This is a genomic window from Chamaesiphon sp. (assembly GCF_041738855.1).
Classification (GTDB): Bacteria; Cyanobacteriota; Cyanobacteriia; order Cyanobacteriales; family Chamaesiphonaceae; genus Chamaesiphon.
Genome location: NZ_JBGSPA010000022.1, coordinates 1 through 17,593 on the forward strand (window position 1 = coordinate 1; position 17,593 = coordinate 17,593).

17 protein-coding genes and 1 pseudogene are annotated in these 17,593 nt (G+C 48.7%); 11 read left to right on the forward strand and 7 right to left on the reverse strand.

Translation table 11 applies throughout. The annotated features are described in order from the left end of the window. Positions 1-200: 200 nt before the first annotated feature. The 11 genes and pseudogenes from ACEW9I_RS02910 to ACEW9I_RS02960 all read left to right on the forward strand — a co-directional run. Positions 201-440 (forward strand): annotated as a pseudogene (locus ACEW9I_RS02910) (amine oxidase); the annotation flags it as partial. A gap of 458 nt (positions 441-898) precedes the next feature. Next, entirely contained in the window at positions 899-1,024 is a 126-nt protein-coding gene (locus ACEW9I_RS02915; RefSeq protein WP_373538877.1) for a hypothetical protein, read from the forward strand. A gap of 587 nt (positions 1,025-1,611) precedes the next feature. Then, positions 1,612-2,010: an alcohol dehydrogenase catalytic domain-containing protein gene (locus ACEW9I_RS02920; RefSeq protein ID WP_373538903.1), complete on the forward strand. Its 399-nt coding sequence runs from the start codon at positions 1,612-1,614 to the stop codon at positions 2,008-2,010. Positions 2,011-2,294: 284 nt separating this feature from the next. Continuing rightward, positions 2,295-2,654, forward strand: a complete 360-nt coding sequence (locus tag ACEW9I_RS02925) for a DUF5335 family protein (RefSeq protein WP_373538878.1) — start codon at positions 2,295-2,297, stop codon at positions 2,652-2,654. Between the two features lie 327 nt (positions 2,655-2,981). Next, positions 2,982-3,164 (forward strand): VOC family protein, encoded by a 183-nt coding sequence (locus ACEW9I_RS02930; protein ID WP_373538879.1) that lies wholly within the window; start codon positions 2,982-2,984, stop codon positions 3,162-3,164. Positions 3,165-3,218: 54 nt separating this feature from the next. Further along, positions 3,219-4,082, forward strand: a complete 864-nt coding sequence (locus tag ACEW9I_RS02935; RefSeq protein ID WP_373538880.1) for an NmrA/HSCARG family protein — start codon at positions 3,219-3,221, stop codon at positions 4,080-4,082. A 371-nt stretch (positions 4,083-4,453) separates the two neighbouring features. Beyond that, a complete protein-coding gene (gene pgmB / locus ACEW9I_RS02940) occupies positions 4,454-7,414 on the forward strand; it encodes a beta-phosphoglucomutase (RefSeq protein ID WP_373538881.1) in 2,961 nt (986 codons plus the stop codon). Positions 7,415-7,443: 29 nt separating this feature from the next. After that, on the forward strand, positions 7,444-8,007 hold the full coding sequence (locus ACEW9I_RS02945; RefSeq protein WP_373538882.1) for a dihydrofolate reductase family protein: 564 nt from the start codon (positions 7,444-7,446) through the stop codon (positions 8,005-8,007). A 114-nt stretch (positions 8,008-8,121) separates the two neighbouring features. Continuing rightward, positions 8,122-8,301: a hypothetical protein gene (locus tag ACEW9I_RS02950; protein ID WP_373538883.1), complete on the forward strand. Its 180-nt coding sequence runs from the start codon at positions 8,122-8,124 to the stop codon at positions 8,299-8,301. Further along, complete coding sequence (locus ACEW9I_RS02955; RefSeq protein ID WP_373538884.1) at positions 8,288-9,049, forward strand: ion channel; 762 nt, start codon at positions 8,288-8,290, stop codon at positions 9,047-9,049. Before ACEW9I_RS02950 ends, ACEW9I_RS02955 begins: the two co-directional genes overlap by 14 nt. Positions 9,050-9,383: 334 nt before the next feature. After that, positions 9,384-9,809 carry a BON domain-containing protein gene (locus tag ACEW9I_RS02960; protein WP_373538904.1) on the forward strand — a complete coding sequence of 142 codons (426 nt, stop codon included), beginning with the start codon at positions 9,384-9,386 and terminating at the stop codon, positions 9,807-9,809. 217 nt (positions 9,810-10,026) lie between these two features. Here ACEW9I_RS02960 and ACEW9I_RS02965 read toward each other — a convergent pair whose 3' ends face one another. The 7 genes from ACEW9I_RS02965 to ACEW9I_RS02995 all read right to left on the reverse strand — a co-directional run bounded on the left by ACEW9I_RS02965 (position 10,027) and on the right by ACEW9I_RS02995 (position 17,560). Then, the gene (locus ACEW9I_RS02965) at positions 10,027-10,527 is read right to left on the reverse strand and encodes a DUF1579 family protein (protein ID WP_373538885.1); all 501 of its coding nucleotides are present in this window, start codon (positions 10,525-10,527) and stop codon (positions 10,027-10,029) included. 104 nt (positions 10,528-10,631) lie between these two features. Next, positions 10,632-11,114, reverse strand: a complete 483-nt coding sequence (locus tag ACEW9I_RS02970; RefSeq protein WP_373538886.1) for a DUF1579 family protein — start codon at positions 11,112-11,114, stop codon at positions 10,632-10,634. A 37-nt stretch (positions 11,115-11,151) separates the two neighbouring features. After that, entirely contained in the window at positions 11,152-12,705 is a 1,554-nt protein-coding gene (locus tag ACEW9I_RS02975; protein WP_373538887.1) for a GMC family oxidoreductase, read from the reverse strand. A 211-nt stretch (positions 12,706-12,916) separates the two neighbouring features. Next, a complete protein-coding gene (locus ACEW9I_RS02980; RefSeq protein WP_373538888.1) occupies positions 12,917-14,416 on the reverse strand; it encodes a GMC family oxidoreductase in 1,500 nt (499 codons plus the stop codon). A gap of 831 nt (positions 14,417-15,247) precedes the next feature. Then, entirely contained in the window at positions 15,248-16,180 is a 933-nt protein-coding gene (locus ACEW9I_RS02985; protein ID WP_373538889.1) for a DUF5996 family protein, read from the reverse strand. 136 nt (positions 16,181-16,316) lie between these two features. Continuing rightward, a complete protein-coding gene (locus ACEW9I_RS02990) occupies positions 16,317-17,030 on the reverse strand; it encodes a pirin family protein (protein WP_373538890.1) in 714 nt (237 codons plus the stop codon). Continuing rightward, positions 17,027-17,560: a TMEM175 family protein gene (locus tag ACEW9I_RS02995; RefSeq protein ID WP_373538891.1), complete on the reverse strand. Its 534-nt coding sequence runs from the start codon at positions 17,558-17,560 to the stop codon at positions 17,027-17,029. Before ACEW9I_RS02995 ends, ACEW9I_RS02990 begins: the two co-directional genes overlap by 4 nt. Positions 17,561-17,593: the final 33 nt, after the last annotated feature.

Genomic DNA, 17,593 nt, shown 5'->3' on the forward strand with positions numbered 1-17,593 from the left:
TCGATCGTCACAATCTTGCCATCACTGTCAATACGGTTCGGTTAAGTCCATTTTCTTAGATATTGTCAGTCCGCGAAGGCGGACTTTGCATCACTAGTGGCGGTTTCAACCGCTACCTAACTAGCTAACCGAACCGTATTGGGAGCGGTTTTATTTCTGCAATGCTTCATCTGGCTATCCAGGTTTTGCACCGACAGTAGCAAATTATTCACACTCAAGCACATCACACTCCGATGTATAACACTGAATCCTTCCGCTACCGCGATGAAGTGGTGGCGACTAATGGTGAGAACTATACCTACCATGCGGGAGCCTATCTTGGTGACGGTTTGCACGGTGGTGCGATTACCTCTGCTATTCGAGTCGCCCAATTAATTGGAGTGAGTCTGGAGTCTATTTCCTCAATCGAAAGTAAACGGGAGCGAATTTCGTTCGCATAGTCTGCGATCTAATTATCTCAAATTCTGCTTCAAATAAAGATCTCATCAAATTGGGAGCTTTTTTGGATTACTTTTAGTTTTACCTACCCCTTTTGAATGAAATTAGATTAAAAAATCATAATTAAAATCCGTCGATCGGTAGACAGACAGATTAGATCATTTTGATTATGTGTGATAATTAAAAGTCATACAATAATAAATTAAATATTAAGGAAAATATTTTCAATGATAGTGAATCGAAAATATTTTCCTCACGAAATCCTCACAACTATAGCTTAAGATGAAGGTTAATAAATTCGCATTATAAATTCATCCAATAGTTTTTTAGTTGCCATCCGGTATCGAAGTATTTGACCACAAAAGCTTAGATGCCAGATGGCAACTTAATAGCATAATTTTTTCTTCGATGACAATACTAACAACAAGTTTTGTAAACTTAGTAAATTGGCTAAAACATCATGAGTACAGCAATCGACAACTTCACTAGTCAACTTCATGACAATCTAGAAGCAGTTGAAGATCGGGCAAAAGCTCTTAATAAAAGTATCAAATCTGCCACGAAAAAAAATCAGGCTGAGATTTAATCGAAACTCGATGAAGCCAAAGCTAGCCTAGCTGCCAAGAAACAAGAATTTGATGAATACCGAGTCAAGCTCAAAACTCAATTTGAGGATAAAGAATCTGAAGTAAAATCGAGCGTCGATGAGTGGAAAGCGAGTCGTGAAATCAAGAAACTCGAACATCGGGCGGAAAAGGCTGAGGACTATGCGGCTACATCTGTCTACTTGGCAATGGCCATGATGGAAGAAGTATAAAGAGGCTACCTTAACAGCAATTTGCAACCGCATGGATACCGAAGCTGCTGTGCGACATCCTAAAAAACACTCTTAGCAGCGATTGGGTAACTGATTCAAATATTCACTTCACGTCGAGGACACAAAACATGACATCTACACATACAATTGTCGCTCATTTTCCCTCACACACTGAAGCCGAAACAGTGGTACGGGAGTTGCAACGACAAGGCTTCGATATGCAAAAACTATCAATAGTATGTCAGTAGCAGCATAGGAAATGTCTAGAGGCAATTCATAAGTTGCCCCTATTACGACTACTAATTTATGCTTTTGAGACTAATTTTATTAATTAGGAGGACACGATCGTGACAACGATGAAAGCAATCCGCATTCATGCCTATGGCGGGGTTGAAAATCTCCACTACGATGATGTCTTGCGTCCCGAACCCCAAGCGGGTCAAGTACTGGTACGCGTCCATGCAGCGGGAGTCAACCCGTTCGCGAAGCGTAGGCTTTGCCTAATCGACTGGAAGATTCGCGAGGGCTACTTCAAGCAAATGCTCGATCTTCCTTTACCCGTAATTATCGGTGAGGACATTGCTGGCGTAGTGGCAGCAGTGGGTAGTGGCGTGACGACGCTATACCCAGGACAAGATGTGTATGGCATTGCCGATCTTCAGCTTTCGGGAGCTTATGCGGAGTATGCACTGGGCTATGCCGAGGCGATCGCACCCAAACCGCATGGCAAGTTAGTGTTACAAGTACCTCACTAATCTCAATTTCCACCACTAAGAAATAAGTAACATCCAAACTATTACCAAAAAAAGAGGACTGTGATGTCAAAAGAGAAAAAAGGCAATAAAGAAACCAAAAAGCCCAAAGCACCATTGGATGAAACCAAGAAGCAAAAGAAAGATCCCAAGCGATATGACGGGAAGCCATAACACTGCGAATCACACTTGCACAGCAGGCGACAATCGCCGATCTGACTACGCAAGATACTTTCAACGATCTGAACTAGCTAGAAACTGCCAACTATATCAATACTAAAAAAACTATGCTAAATCAAATTGAACTAACTAAATCTGTGCCACAGGAACGATGGGGTGAATTCTTCGACCAATTTTCTGATGGTAATCGGGGACGATATATCTCAATTGAAATCATCAATTCCGAACTCGGTGATGAAGAATTGATTCAGAATGCACCTTTGATGGCGATGGTTTACGATCGTCCTGGCAAGGGCAACGATTTGGTAATTGAAACAGGTAAAAATGAGGTAACTTACGCACATACTGTCGATGCACCAACTGAAGTGATGACAGGACAAAGCGAAAGCGGACGGATGCTGGCAGTCTGGATTAGTGACGCTGCTGGGACAAAAACATTAGTAAAGTTACAACCAGTCGAACCATAATATCACCTTCGCCAGATCCTGGAAGACATCACAACGGGCGGAGAAAGTATTTTCATCAATCTTTTTTTTGATGGAGTTTAGCTGCTCGTAAGCTAAGCATTTTAGGGAGCTAATTAAGATGGGTACTGAATCTAAAGCATATCTATTGGGTGGTGGGATTGGTTCTCTAGCCGCCGCCGCTCGATGCAGGCGCAACTAAAATTACGATTCTCAATCGTTGGCGTAGCCTCTCGGAACGAGAATCGCGGTTGAAAGACTACATCGATCCGATCGAAACAGCAATATACGATTACCTCCGGTAGGCTACGCCAACGTCGCGATGCCAAGATGATTTTAACCTTTGCCGTGCCCGATCTCGATGACGCGATTCTCCAGTTGAAAGCCAAAGGAGTTCCCATCTTTAGCCGTCCTTGGCAATTCCCAGAGGAAGGGCTAACGGGCGGGTTTCTCACCGCCTGTATTCGCGATCCAGACGGCAATATCATCGAACTCGAACAAATTCTCAGCTAGTTAGATCTCGACAACTCAGACATCAAGCATTTACTAACGATCGCAGAAAATAAAATGGCAACTTCAAATCGCACAATTCTCGTTACTGGTGCAACTGGACATCAAGGTAGCGCGGTGGCTCATCATCTGTTAAAACGCGGAAACTTCCAAGTTCGTGCCTTAGTGCGCGACCAACACACGCCCGCAGCTCAATCGCTCCACCGATTGGGTGCAGAACTTCGCGTCGGCGATCTCGACCAGCAGGCTTCACTCGAACACGCTTTGCAAAATGTTTATGGCGTTTTTTCGATGCAGGGACTCAATGATGGCATCGAAGCTGAAATCCGTGAGGGCAAGGCTCTAGTGGACGTTGCCAAAGCGATGGGCATTGGGCATTTTGTCTACAGTTCGGTAGGTAGTGCGGAACGTAAAACTGGCGTGCCACATTTCGATAGCAAGTTTCAAATCGAAGAATATGTCCGCGCTAGTGGTTTACCGTACACGATTTTGCGTCCGGTGTTCTTCCTGTTCAACTATAACGTGATGCGGATCGTTGAAACCGGAACGCTCTCCCAACCGCTCAGTCCCGATACTAAATTGCAACAACTGTCCGAAGAAGATTATGGCGAAATGGTGTCCGAGGTATTCGCTCGGTTCACAGATTTTGCCAATCGCGCGATTGAAGTCGCCAGCGGGGAGATGACGATGCCAGAAGTTGCAGCGGCATTTACGCGCGTTTTAGGCAAAAATGTCGCCTACCAACAAATTCCATTTGCAGCATTCGAGCAGCAAGCTGGTGAGGAAATGACCACGATGTATCGCTGGTTTGAAAACGTCGGTTACGGCGCAGATCTGGCACAGTTAAAACGTGATTTCCCCGCACCGACTGACTTTGAATCCTATTTACGCGAGCATGACTGGGTAAAGCAAGCCGCTTGAGTCGATTACCTACTTCGAGGTTAGTCAGCGGTTGTGTCTTGTCGCGCTTGCTTGGTGGAACGCACGCTGAGGAAGCCTCAGCGCGATTCCATCCGCAAACCGTCGGGAGACCCGACGAGCGCGCGACGCAAACCGCCGCTCATGATGCAAAGTCCGCCTACGCGGACTAAGGAATGAGGATTAAATAACTTGCAATTCCTCCTTTGGTAGGGGCAATTCATGAATTGCCCCTACCAAAGGTCGGCATGAGAGCAGATATGTATATTATTAAATCCTCATTCCTAAGACTAAGATTTTTAACCCGCGTAGGCGGGTTTTGCAACACTAGCAGCGGTTTCAACCGCTGAATTATCTGACTTATCTCCAACAGCATGAATACTCTCACCCGCCAAGCCGATCTAATTTACACCGACTGGACATTAATCGAGCCTGAATTTGACCCCGCAAAATTACGCGCTAGAGAAGCCGTATTTACGATCGGCAATGGTTATTTAGGCACGCGGGGCAGCTTTGAGGAAGGCTATCCTCATGCGTTGCCAGCGACCTTGGTGCATGGCGTATATGACGATGTGCCTGGGGTTTATACCGAACTGGCAAATTGTCCTGATTGGCTGTCATTAACGATCGTGGTTAACGGAGAGCGGTTTCGATTAGATCGCGGCGAAATTCTCCATTACGAGCGGCAGTTGGACTTACAGCACGGGATCCTGAGTCGATCGATCCGCTGGCGGAGTCCGATGGGAAATACTGTAGATTTACAGTTCGATCGGTTTGCGAGTTTGGCAGATCGGGAGGTCTTGGGGTTGCGGTGTCAGATTACGTCGATCGATTTTGATGGCACGATTGAGATTCAATCTAGCATTAATGCTTATCCCGATAACAACGGCTTGAACCATTGGGAGCAGATCGATCGAGGATCGATGGAGCAAAGAATTTGGCTCCAGCTTCGCACCCGCAGTTCAAAGATCGAACTCGGTATGGCGGCGAAAATGACGGCGATTGGCTCCGATGCGTTGTCGCAGGTGACGAATCCACTCGACAGTCCCACCTTGACGATCGCTTTTAACGCGGCAGCAGGGCAGACCGTAGGCGTGGAAAAGGTTGTGACCTTATTTACATCCCAGGATGCGGAACTACCAGCTCACGCAGCTCAAACTCAATTAGCCGATTTGCCAGCTTATGCAGTGCTGCTCGAAGCGCATAAGATGGCGTGGCAAGAAGTTTGGCAAGCCTGCGATGTCGAGATTGAGGGCGATATTCAGGCGCAGTTAGCAGTGCGCTACAACCTGTTTCAACTCTTAATTAGTGCCTGCCCCCACATCACTGGTGACTGCTCGGATAACAATCGAGTCAGCGTTCCCGCCAAAACACTGTCGGGACTGGGTTATCGCGGGCACGTCTTTTGGGATACCGAAATATTTATCCTCCCCTTTTTCACCCTGACGCAACCTGATGTCGCCCGGAGCTTGTTGACTTACCGCTATAAGACTTTGGATGGAGCGCGGCGCAAAGCAGCAAGTAGTGGGTATCAAGGGGCGATGTTTGCCTGGGAAAGTGCTGCCACTGGCGATGAGATGACCCCCCGCTGGTCGATTTTGTCAGATCCTTATGCCGAAGCTGTGCGATTATGGAGTCGCAATAGGGAGATTCATATCAGCTCGGACATTGCCTATGCTATCTGGCAATACTGGCAAGCAACGGGCGATGATATCTGGATGCGTGACTATGGAGCCGAAATTATCCTCGATACTGCTCGGTTCTGGATGAGTCGGGTGGACTGGAATGCCAGACGCGAACGGTATGAAATCCGTGGGGTCATCGGAGCCGATGAATACCACGAGCAGGTGAATAATAATGCCTACACCAATCGGCTGGTGCAGTGGCATCTAGAAAAAGCAATTGCCGTCTATGCTTGGTTGCAGCAGCACTTTCCAGCGCGAATGAGCGAACTGCATAGTAGCCTACATCCCACGCCAGCGCGAGGGTGGCGGATTGAGGCAACCTCCACCCAAATGTACATCCCCAAGGATGCTAAAACCGGACTAATCGAGCAATTTGAGGGATTTTTCCAACTCAAGGATATTAATTTAAACGACTACGAACCGCGATCTCGATCGATTCAAGCTGTCCTCGGCATGGATGAAACGAATCAGACGCAGGTACTCAAGCAGCCCGATGTGTTGATGCTGCTTTACTTGCTGCGAGACACCCCAGAAGTCTCAACTGAAATCCTCCAAAAGAATTGGGACTACTATGCGCCGCGCACCGACAGCACCTATGGCTCATCCCTCTGTCCGTCCATTCACGCGATCCTCGCCAGCCGTCTGGGTGCAACAGCGGATGCTTATCAAGACTTTATGCAGTCAGCCCTAGTCGATCTCGAAGATACTCGTGGCAACACCGCCGATGGCATTCATGCGGCTTCGGCTGGCGGTGTCTGGCAAGCGGTAGTATTCGGCTTCGCAGGTATCCAACTGACGGATCGTGCCCCTGTCGCGAATCCCCATCTGCCACCAAATTGGACTCGGCTTAAATTCAAATTAAACTGGCACGGCACTTGGCACAACTTCGATCTATCACCTGCCTTGGCTCCAGCTCCCACAATTGAGGGGTATATTTTCGATGTCGATGGGGTGTTGACAGATACTGCCGAATATCATTATCGAGCTTGGCAACGACTGGCTGATGAGGAAAAACTGCCATTTGACAGACAGGCAAATGAAGCCCTGCGCGGCGTAGCTCGTCGTGAATCGCTGATGCACATCGTTGGTGACAGACAGTACTCAGAAGCGGCACTTGAGGAGATGATGGAGCGCAAAAATCGTTACTATCAGGAATCGATCGAAAGTATTACACCCCAGGATATGTTTCCAGGAGCTGTCGAGTTATTACAAGAACTCAGAACAGCGGGACTCAAAATTGCGATTCTCGTTCCGAGAGGCTACGCCAACGGTTCGGCGAGTAAAAATGCCCGAACTGTAATTGAAAAATTAGGGATTGGTAATCTGGTGGATGCGATCGCGGATGGTGATAGTGTCACACGTCCTAAGCCAGCCCCAGACGTGTTTCTATACGCCGCTAAACAGTTGGGACTCGAACCCTCCCACTGTGTGGTGGTAGAAGATGCCACTGTCGGGATTGAAGCAGCGATCGCAGGTGGAATGAGATCGATCGGGATCGGCCCTGCTACTCGCGTTGGAGCGGCAAATATCATCCTACCAAACTTGATTGGCGTTCATGCGATCGATCTCCAGAGCCAATTAAAACTAGCTCCAAAAAAGTCCACCCAACCCACAGTGACAAGCAAATTGCCAGTAGCATCGAGCCTTTAAATAAATAACTCGAACTTAGGAGAATTGAAATGAGAAAATTAAAATTACAAATGCAAATAACCATTGATGGCTTCGTAGCAGGAACGAATGGTGAAATGGACTGGATGGTGTTTGACTGGGATGATGAGATGAAAAACTATGTCAATGAAATCACCGAACCCGTTGACTGCATTATCCTCGGACGTAAACTCGCACAAGGGTTTATACCTAATTGGGCATCTCGAATTGCCAACCTAGAAACGGCGGATGCTTTTGCTCATAAAATGGTTGATACACCTAAAATCGTTTTCTCAAGAACACTTGAAAAAGCAGAGTGGGAAAACACAAAGCTAGCAAAGGGCGACAGTATGCAGGAAATCACTCAACTTAAAAAACAATCTGGTAAAGACATCATTGTCTATGGAGGTGGCAGTTTTGTGTCGTTCTTAATCATGGAGGGACTCATTGATGAATACAATCTTTTTGTTAATCCTGTGGCGTTAGGAAAAGGCATGACGATATTTAACAACTTGGAAGATAAGCTAAATCTGAACCTTGTGAAAAGCAAGACATTTGACTGTGGAATTGTTCTACTCTGCCACGAGCCAAAATGATAAAAGAAAGTCTAATGAAATGCCGAACAGCAGCGTTGGCATAGCCTACCGGAGGTAATCGTTTAACAGATGCGATCCGAATCGCTTAATTAATTTAGCAGGTGAAGGCAGAACATGAAAATCTCCAAAACCAGCAGTCGATTTCAGCACTTGCCTTCAAAAAACGGCATTCATATCAAGGTTCAAGATGGGCTGTTTTTGGTTCAAGGATTAGACAAATGGTATAGCAACTGGCAAGAGCCTTACCATTTGATGCTGACATTACCTTGGGTGGGTTTCATTGCGTTGGCGTAGCCTACCGGAGGTAATCGTTTCCCTGCTCTACCTAGCCCTGAATATCGGCTTTGCGGGACTGTACCTGCTAGGCGGAGATTGCATCGTCAATAGTAATGGCTCCTTTGCAGATGCTTTCTTCTTTAGCGTTCAGACTCTGGCGGGGATTGGCTATGGAGTATTGTCACCGAAAACTACCTATGCTAACTACATAGTTGTAATTGAAGCGATCGCTGGTCTATTGGCGATCGCCTTATTGACGGGACTTAGCTTTGCCCGCTTTTCCCGTCCCACTGCCAAGGTGATGTTTAGCAAGTTTGCAGTAGTTATGCCCCAGAATAATCTGCCTACCTTAATGTTACGCACTGCCAATCAACGGCGGAACCAAATTCTCGAAGCACGGGTGACGCTCTCCCTCAGTCGAGATGAAGTTACCGCCGACGGACACCACATCCGGCGATTCTATGAATTACAGGTATTGCGATCGTACAATCCCACTTTTTCACTGTCGTGGACATTGATGCACCCGATTGACGAGCAAAGTCCCCTGTATGGTTTTTCGGCTGAGTCGCTGGCTGAGTCTCAGTCCCAGATTATTGTTTCATTGAGCGGTATCGATGAAACTGTCTCTCAAAATGTCCATGCTCGCCATACATACGGTGCAAATAGCATCATCCTCAATCACCAATTAGTAGATATTATTCACATCGTTGACGAGCAGAATCGTTATGTTGATTTGACTTCTTTTCATCATGTGATGCCGCTCTGATAAGTAGCTAGGCGGAATTAAATATGAGATGCCAGCCTTTTGCCCTCACCCCAGCGGGAGCCAGAGCCGCAGGTGAGGGCGGGGTGAGGGCGATTTCGTCATTGTCACTTTAATGATGTCTAGCTACTTATGTGGATTTTATCGATTTATTTAAAGGTAAAAATATGGACAAAATGGTCATAAAGTTGGAATAGATAGTCGCGCAGAATCTAATTAATAAATCACCTAAAATATTGGGAAAATAAATGATTAATACCTTAAATAAGGGGTAGTCGCGATCGCCGACGACATCGAACTTCATATCCCTGATGCCAACCACCGCATTGACAGCGAGATCGCTGCCGCCGCCGCTCACCAAATCGCCTGGTGTACGACAATTACCACCGGAACTGTCGAGATCGTTATTCGGAACGGTTGGGTCATCCTAGAGGGCGAAGTGGAGTGGTGGTATCAGAAGAATGCAGCGGAAGTCGCCGTGCGGCACCTATCGGGCGTTTGTGGAGTGTCTAATTCGATCGCGATAAAATCCACCGCTAAAATCCCCGCAGTCGGTATGGATATTGAAGCGGCATTCGCTCGTAACGCTCTTTTGGATGCCAAACAGATCCGCATCGAGATTGCTGGCAACAAGGTAATGCTCCACGGCACAGTTCCGACGCTTACCCAGCGCGAGGAAGCCGAACGAGTCGCCTGGGCTGCTCAAGGAGTCTGTTCGGTAGACAATCATCTTGCCATCAAGTGGTCTAAAACTGGGGATTAGCACCAATTAAGCAAACACCAAATAGATATGTGATTACCTGTAAAAACAAATAGAAATATTAAGCGATCGATAGGTTGACCGATGACTTCACTACATATGTAGAAATTACTATGCTGCTATAAACTGAGTTCCAGATTTACTAATGTTCTACTGCTTGTGCATCGGACTGCTGATAGAATCCACTGGTGTTGAGTTTCGAGCGGTTAGAGAGCAACGCCTACTCAACCTTAGTTGCCTTCAAATCACCCCAGACTAACCAATCTTCTCCATCAAACCACTCCCAATGGACAGCTAGGATATTACAGTCATTACTAAACGTATATGTGGTGCGGTATTCTGTTGCGGTACATGACCAAACACCATCACGGACACTCCAATGACCGAGATGAATTCCGCCATAATTGTCAAAGAACTGGGAGGGATATGTCTGGCTTGTGGCATCATAGCCAATCGTCTCCATCGCATTTATCGGTGCGTCGCCGATTTGCCCATCACAGTGGTGAACGAGAAAGAACCCACCTGCTAGCCACTCGTAGGTTTCCTCACTCGACCACCGGACGGCTGAGTCATAGGGGTTTTCCTTCGACTGTCCCGATCCATAAGACAGCCCTTCTGTATGCCACTTGCCGACAAATATATCCAGACGACGGAGTTCGGGATTGGGGGTGAGCGGTGGCTGTAGAGATTGGACTTTTGTAGCGATTGCTTTGCGTGACATGTTTGGAGCTTCCCAATGTTTGATAATGGATACAGTGATGTTTCTCCAGGGGAGAGGCTTCGCCAACAAGGGTGAAAATCGCTGCATCCGTGGTAATAACTCGTCTATGAGATTTTCGTCAACTTCACATCCATCCAAGGGAGCCAATTCACACCGTCGCTGGACTGCTCCCATTTGCCCGTCAAAGTGTCACCACTAGTCGCAAACATGCCCGTGAATCGCGATGATTTTCCCTCAATCGTCCAAATGGGATCTCGGAAATTGGCTTGGAATAAATCGGAGTTGCCGCGACTATCGAAGCTGTGACAGGTGTATGTCTGGCTCGAAGGATCGTAACCGATGAATTCGAGCGTGTTTAACTGCTCATTGCCAATCTGTCTATCCGCACGGTGAACGAGGAAAAACTTACCAGCCAGCCACTCATAAGTGTCCATTCCAGTTACCTTGACGGCTGGGGCATCCACGCTGGCGTTAGTTTCTCCTTCTGTCTTCCACGTCCCCACAAATAGATGCAGACGCTGGATTTCAGGACTGGGGGCGATGGATTGCCCTTGAGACTGGAGTTTTATGTTGGTTGTTTGGATCATTTTTTATCTTCCTAATAGTGTTGGCGTTGGGGATATACTATGCCAACGCTAAAAGTCTTTGCTGTAAGTGATGTGCAGCTTTAATTAAATCGGCGGCTTTTTCCGCGATCGCGATGGTAGGTGCATTCGTATTGCCTGTCACGATCGTGGGCATAATGGAAGCATCTACCACCCGCAACCCTTCGATCCCATGTACCCGTAATTCGGGTTCTACTACTGCCATTGGGTCAAATCCCATTTTGCAGGTGCCGACCGGATGGTACATCGTCTCGCAAGCACCTCGGATGTAAGATGCGATCGCCTCATCACTTTGCAGATCGAGACCAGGAGCCAGCTCCACCCCTTGAAATTCATCAAAGGCATGAGTCTCAAAGATTTGGCGGAGTCGTTTAATCCCGACAACTAGGGTTTGGACATCTGTTTCACTGTGCAGATAGTTCAGCCGAATCATCGGTGGATCTTGCAGATCGGACGAACGCAAAGATACACTGCCAATGTTGTGAGGGTGGGTCAAAGAGGCGACCCCAAAGAAGCCTGGGCCAGAGCGGTTAGAGCCAGGTGGTGCCCACAGAATGGGGCCTGCAAAACACTGTAAATCTGGCGTAACATCCAAGTTATGTTCGCTATGCAAGAACAACCCAGCTTCACCGATCCCACTACTGCTGCTGGCAGGGTGGACAGCCGCAGTTGACTGGTAGGTAATCGGAACGAGAACGTGATCTTGGAGATTTTGGCCGACCCCAGGCAGATCGGCGACGACAGGAATGCCCAAGGCTTTCAGGTGTGCTGCATCGCCAATACCCGACAGCATCAGCAGTTTGGGCGAATCGAACGCTCCAGCACTTAAAATCACTTCCTGGTTGATTTTGACCTGATGCAATATGCCCTCATGTATATATTCCACCCCAACGGTGCGAGTACCCTCAAATAACAACCGCGTCACCAACGCACCTGTTGTGGTTGTCAAATTGGGACGAGCGAGAATGGGAAGCAAAAAAGCCGCAGCGGTACTGTGCCGTTTGCCATCTTTAATCGTAAATTGATAAAAGCCCGCCCCTTCTTGTTGACTGCCGTTGAAGTCAGGATTATCTTCATAGCCCATTGCTACCGCTGTCTCGACAAAGCGTTGAGACATGACTGCTGGAGCAGGAAGATCGGTAACGCTCAACTCTCCCTTGACCCCGTGATATGCGTCAGCTCCGCGTTGCTGATGCTCGGATTTCTTGAAATAGGGCAACATCTCCGCGTAGCTCCAACCAGGATTTCCCAATGCCTGCCAGCGATCGTAATCGTGAGCATTGCCCCGGCTATAAAGCATGAAATTAATCGCACTGCTGCCACCCAAAACTTTGCCACGGGGACAATAGATTTTGCGGTTGTTTAGGTATGGTTCTGGTTCGGAGAAGTAGCCCCAATCCACTTCAGACCCTAGTAGGCTCAAGGTTGCTGACGGGCTGTGAATCTCTGGTTTGGTAGCTGGGTTGCCCGCTTCGAGTAATAAGACGGTTGTGTCACTATCTGCTGTCAGACGGTTGGCCAGCACACAGCCTGCCGACCCAGCACCGATGATAATGTAGTCATAGTTCGTCATAAACTTCTCCTGATTTACTATCTGTCTTAGTCTTTTGCTAGCAGTTCATAAATTGTCGATAACAGTTTTTTTGCTATGTCTTCAGTTTGCAAGACTCATCTAAATTGCACCACGCAAGATCCCCCAGTTAGGCTTTAATTTGAATCGATCGTCTCAACACTCGACCCACAGAGGATGAAGGCTAAATCAACAGCTACTGCCCACCCTACTCTTAGCCCATCCGGGCAGCGATGCTTTCGGCCAGCATCATGGTCGGGAACCCCGTTGCGACGGAGGGCACGTCAGGCCAGATCGAGGCATCGACGACTCGCAGGCTCTTGACGCCACGAACGCGCCCGTCAATATCCACCACGGCTCCGGCATCGCGCGATCCGCCCATGGGAACCGTGGAAGTCGGATGCGCATAGCTCTGCACAGCGTCGGCCAGTATGGCGTCGAGCGATGCGCGGTCGCGCTTTGCCGCGCCCGGCGATAGTTCTGCACCCACCATGCTGGCAAAGGGCTGCTGACGCGCGATGTTCCGGATGACTTCGATACCATCGACCAATCGCTCGCGATCGCCGCTGTCCGTCAGGAAGCCGAGATCGATGATGGGCGCGGCATGGGGATCTCGGCTGGCGATGGTGAGGGAACCCAGCGAACGCGGTCTCACCAGCGCAGCAAAGAGCAGGAACATCACACCGTCCGAGGTTTGCCCACCGTCGGGCATGGGCGCGGTGCTGATGTTCAGATCCGCCTCGCCGCTCGTCGCGTGGCGCGATGCCGTCCACAGCATTGCCCCAATGGGAGGATACGCAAGCCCAACGGCTTCCTTACGAATAGACCAGACGGTCGGAACCAGCGGATGGTCTTGCAGACGGCGACCGACCGGCAGTTCGGACACGACCGGGATATCGAGGCCACGAAGCACCTCGGAGGGGCCAATGCCGGATCGCATCAGGATCGCCGGACTGACATACGTGCCAGCCGACAGGATGACTTCACCGGCCAGGACAATCGCACCGCCGGCCAGTCGGACGCCTTGAGCCTGGCCATGCTCAATCAACACGGCATCGACCAGCGTCCCGTCGCGGATGGTCAGATTGGGCCGGGCGCGCACTGCATCACCCAACAGGGTCATTCCCGTATTGAGCCGCACACCCATGCGGGTGTTCATCACGTAGGGACCCACGCCCAGCGGCTGCTCGGTCGTGAAACCCGATGTGCGCTTGTAGCCCGCCGCCAGCGCCGACGCGATGAAGTCGCGATGCTGGTCGGAGACTTCTTCATCACCAAGCTGGTGGATGGGGACAGGGCCGTCGCGACCCTCGCCGCCAGTGCCGGAGGTACGCTCCAGCGAACGATAGAAGGCCTGCGAGCTTTGCCAGTTCAAGGCGTCGAGGTCATGCGCCTTGGCCCAGCGATCGTGGTCGTATTTCGGCACCCGCATCGCCACTGCGCCGTTGATGGCAGACGAGCCACCCAGCACCTTGCCGCGGTTGAGTTGAAGCCTTCTGCCCAACATGCCAGGCTCGCTGTAAAAGCCCCAGTCGTGCTGCGGATCGCCACCCACTAGGTCCTGGCGGCGGACTGGGTCGGGATAGGCGTTTGGGGGATAAGCCTTGCCCGCTTCGATCAGCAAGACACGGCGAGATGGATCGGCACTCAGGCGATTGGCTAGCACTGCGCCGGCGGATCCGCCACCGATGATAATGTAGTCATAGTTCGTCATGGGATTTTCTCCTAATTTGCTGTCTGTCTTAGTCGTTTGCCAGTGGTTAATAAATTATTGATGACAGTTTTTTGCTATATCTTCAGTTTGCAAGACTCATTCAAATTTCACCACGCAAGATCCACCAGTTAAGCTTTAATTTGAATAGATCGTCTTAACACTCGTTGGCGTAGCCTCCGCCTTGCGGAATCGATAGCAGATTGATGCTAGATCGATATATCTAATCTGTTCGGGATCGCAAATCGATCTACTGTCAAGCCAAATTGCTCCTTGAGTATTCATGCCGCTTCTAGCCACTATTTCGCTCGAAAAATTAACTTGCATCTTAACTGGTGGATCTTGCATGGTCTAAATCGAATCAAAGTTGAATAATGAAAGCAACCGATTCAAATCGAGATAAACCAACTTGGCGATTAACGATCGTTCAGCGAAACTGAATAATTCGATCGTCAAATCAGGAGCAAAAATTATGACTAATACCGTTTTAATTACGGGCGCAGTTTTTAGCACGGGGGAGTGGATCCAATACGGTTCGGTTAGTAGATCTAACGAGGATAATCGCCCCCTAAATCCCCCAATTCTGGGGGACTTCCCCGGCTCCCCCAGAATTGGGGGCTGGGGGGCTTATCCGAACCGTATTGAGAGTGGATTCCTTAAACCGTAACCTTTTCCACTCCAAAGGCAGCTTGGATAAAATGCGTTTGTCCTGCTACGGATATTGGCTGAAGAACATCAGAAGCTGTTGGGTCAGTTCTTCAGGACGCTCATCAATAACCCAATGCCCACACTGAGCGATCGCTTGTCATAGCCCGTCAGGGGCTTGTCCCCGATCTAGGCGCGTTCGAGAGCTGAGCGATCCCAGTTACCCAAATTTGCCGCCGCCTCGTAGGTGCTTTGGAAAAATGTCAGTAACATCGCGTCTGGATCGGCTGCTTGCCGCACCGCTGCGTAGGGCAACATAAACTCATGCATCTGAGGGTGATAGAACGCCTCTGGCGGCTGAATCGGGTAAGTTGAAAATCGCTCCGGTTCGGGGTAAGCGTAGGCATAAAAAACTGGCTCTGTCACCTCGCCACCGCCCGCCCAGAAGCCGCAACTAATGACCTCATGGGAATAAGCTTCCCGCGTTACCCAGTCAGCCATTCCAGGCACTCCGCCAGGATGTTGGGGTGCAGTTCGTCCCGAAAAACGGGTAACAGCGAGATCGAAACTACCCCAGAAAAAGTGTACCGGACTGGATTTACCGATAAAGTCTGCTCGAAAGATCGTCATGATGCGATCGACTTGAACTAAAATCTGCCAAAATCTGTGGGCAGAGTCTGGATCGTAAGCAAAAAGTCGATCGTCTCGATCGAAGGGGATCGGATCGGCAATTTCTTGGGGCATCGTCCAAATTGAAACTTCGATATCGACTGCCTTTAATGCTGCCATTACAGCATCATAAAACTCTGATACCGATCGCGTTACCAAGTCAATTTTTTGGGTCGCTCCATCGCTTGCTTCGATGCACAACTGACTCAGGGTAAAATCAAATCGGATTTCAAAAGTGCGAGTTTTGTAAGGAATCGTGCCAGTAGTTAACCCACGCGGAGTCACGTAGAGAGTCGATTGCCACCAGTGATTGATGTTGGGAGATAGTGTCAGCCGAATTTTGCCGACGATCTGAGTCCAGAGGTGCAGGACAGTATATGTATCCTGCCATGATGCCAGTGGCAAACTAGGAAATATGCTTGTAGCAGGCAGATTGCCAGTGGAAATGACCATATAGAGACTTCCTCATCTGTAAATTAAAATGTTTACTTCACTTGGGAAATGCCGATTCTGCAAAGCGGACGCTACGCGATCGACAAGTAGTAATTTGTCGATCGGCATCTTCAATCATGGCTATGAAAGTTAAGTTTCAGGACAGATCGAATAACAAAATTTCAGCATTAGATTCGGTGCTTAGTTCCAGCAATTCTGAGCTGTTGATTTGCACCCCATCACCTTCCCGCAATGACTCGCCATTGAGTGTCACGATCCCGCGTGCGACTTGAATCCAGGCGAACCGATTTTGGGCGACCTCAAACTTCACCAGATCGCCTGCTGATAGCACCGAGACGTAAAGGTTAATATCTTGATTAATTACCACCGAACCATCTCGTCCATCTTTGGAACCAACCAGCCGCAGTTTCCCCTGTTTTTCGGCTAATGGAAAATTGCGTTGGTCGTAACGCGGGGTAATATTATTGCGATCGGGTAGCATCCAAATTTGCAGGAGATGGACTGGATTGGACTCTGACGAGTTAAATTCACTATGTTGAATTCCCGTCCCCGCACTCATAATTTGGACATCCCCAGGGCGAATGACGGAGCCAGTGCCCAGACTATCTTTATGTGCCAATTCTCCTGCTAACACATAGGTGAGAATTTCCATATCTTGATGTCCGTGCATCCCAAATCCGGCACCAGGAATCACGCGGTCGTCATTAATGACGCGCAAAGAACGAAACCCCATCCGATTTGGATCTTGAAAACCGCTGAATGAAAAGGTGTGCCAGCTATCGAGCCAGCCGATTTTGCTATGTCCTCGGAGATTGCGGTCGTGAATTTTGTGGATAGCTGTAGTAATCATTTAATTACCTCTGATGTGAGTGAATTTAGTGAATCCATGCGATTAGCAAAAGCGAGGGGAATTGCGATGGCATAGATCGCCAACGATACCTTGCCCTTAAAGTCTCTCCCGATGGCAGTTGGGATCGTCGAATCTTTGCCGTGATGGTCGATGAGAGTCACAGTCAGGAGCGCATAAGCAATTGCGGAAAGCAGCAGTACACCACCATAAAAGGCAACTGGTACGGCAGTGAAGTAATTTTCACCCATCCAGGCAGTGACAAAAGGAATTAGTGACAGCCAGAATAATAAATGCAGATTAGACCACAAAACTCGACCATTGACGTACTGCACTACCTGAAATAAATGGTGGTGGTTGTTCCAATAAATCCCCAAATAGATAAAGCTCAGGATGTAGCTCAGAAATACGGGAATGAGCGGACGCAATGCGGCCAAATTATCTGCGTGAGGCACTTTCAATTCCAACACCATAATCGTGATGATAATGGCGATGACACCATCACTGAATGCTGTTAATCTCCCTTTCTCCATCTCGACACGCTCCTGTTGGTATGGTCGATGACA

Bases quoted from the DNA above. Each gene is read 5' to 3' on its own strand.
- ACEW9I_RS02915 (WP_373538877.1), top strand. From the start codon at position 899: ATGAGTACAGCAATCGACAACTTCACTAGTCAACTTCATGACAATCTA.
- ACEW9I_RS02920 (WP_373538903.1), top strand. From the start codon at position 1,612: ATGAAAGCAATCCGCATTCATGCCTATGGCGGGGTTGAAAATCTCCAC.
- ACEW9I_RS02925 (WP_373538878.1), top strand. From the start codon at position 2,295: ATGCTAAATCAAATTGAACTAACTAAATCTGTGCCACAGGAACGATGG.
- ACEW9I_RS02930 (WP_373538879.1), top strand. From the start codon at position 2,982: ATGATTTTAACCTTTGCCGTGCCCGATCTCGATGACGCGATTCTCCAG.
- ACEW9I_RS02935 (WP_373538880.1), top strand. From the start codon at position 3,219: ATGGCAACTTCAAATCGCACAATTCTCGTTACTGGTGCAACTGGACAT.
- pgmB (WP_373538881.1), top strand. From the start codon at position 4,454: ATGAATACTCTCACCCGCCAAGCCGATCTAATTTACACCGACTGGACA.
- ACEW9I_RS02945 (WP_373538882.1), top strand. From the start codon at position 7,444: ATGAGAAAATTAAAATTACAAATGCAAATAACCATTGATGGCTTCGTA.
- ACEW9I_RS02950 (WP_373538883.1), top strand. From the start codon at position 8,122: ATGAAAATCTCCAAAACCAGCAGTCGATTTCAGCACTTGCCTTCAAAA.
- ACEW9I_RS02965 (WP_373538885.1), bottom strand. From the start codon at position 10,527: ATGTCACGCAAAGCAATCGCTACAAAAGTCCAATCTCTACAGCCACCG.
- ACEW9I_RS02970 (WP_373538886.1), bottom strand. From the start codon at position 11,114: ATGATCCAAACAACCAACATAAAACTCCAGTCTCAAGGGCAATCCATC.
- ACEW9I_RS02975 (WP_373538887.1), bottom strand. From the start codon at position 12,705: ATGACGAACTATGACTACATTATCATCGGTGCTGGGTCGGCAGGCTGT.
- ACEW9I_RS02980 (WP_373538888.1), bottom strand. From the start codon at position 14,416: ATGACGAACTATGACTACATTATCATCGGTGGCGGATCCGCCGGCGCA.
- ACEW9I_RS02985 (WP_373538889.1), bottom strand. From the start codon at position 16,180: ATGGTCATTTCCACTGGCAATCTGCCTGCTACAAGCATATTTCCTAGT.
- ACEW9I_RS02990 (WP_373538890.1), bottom strand. From the start codon at position 17,030: ATGATTACTACAGCTATCCACAAAATTCACGACCGCAATCTCCGAGGA.
- ACEW9I_RS02995 (WP_373538891.1), bottom strand. From the start codon at position 17,560: ATGGAGAAAGGGAGATTAACAGCATTCAGTGATGGTGTCATCGCCATT.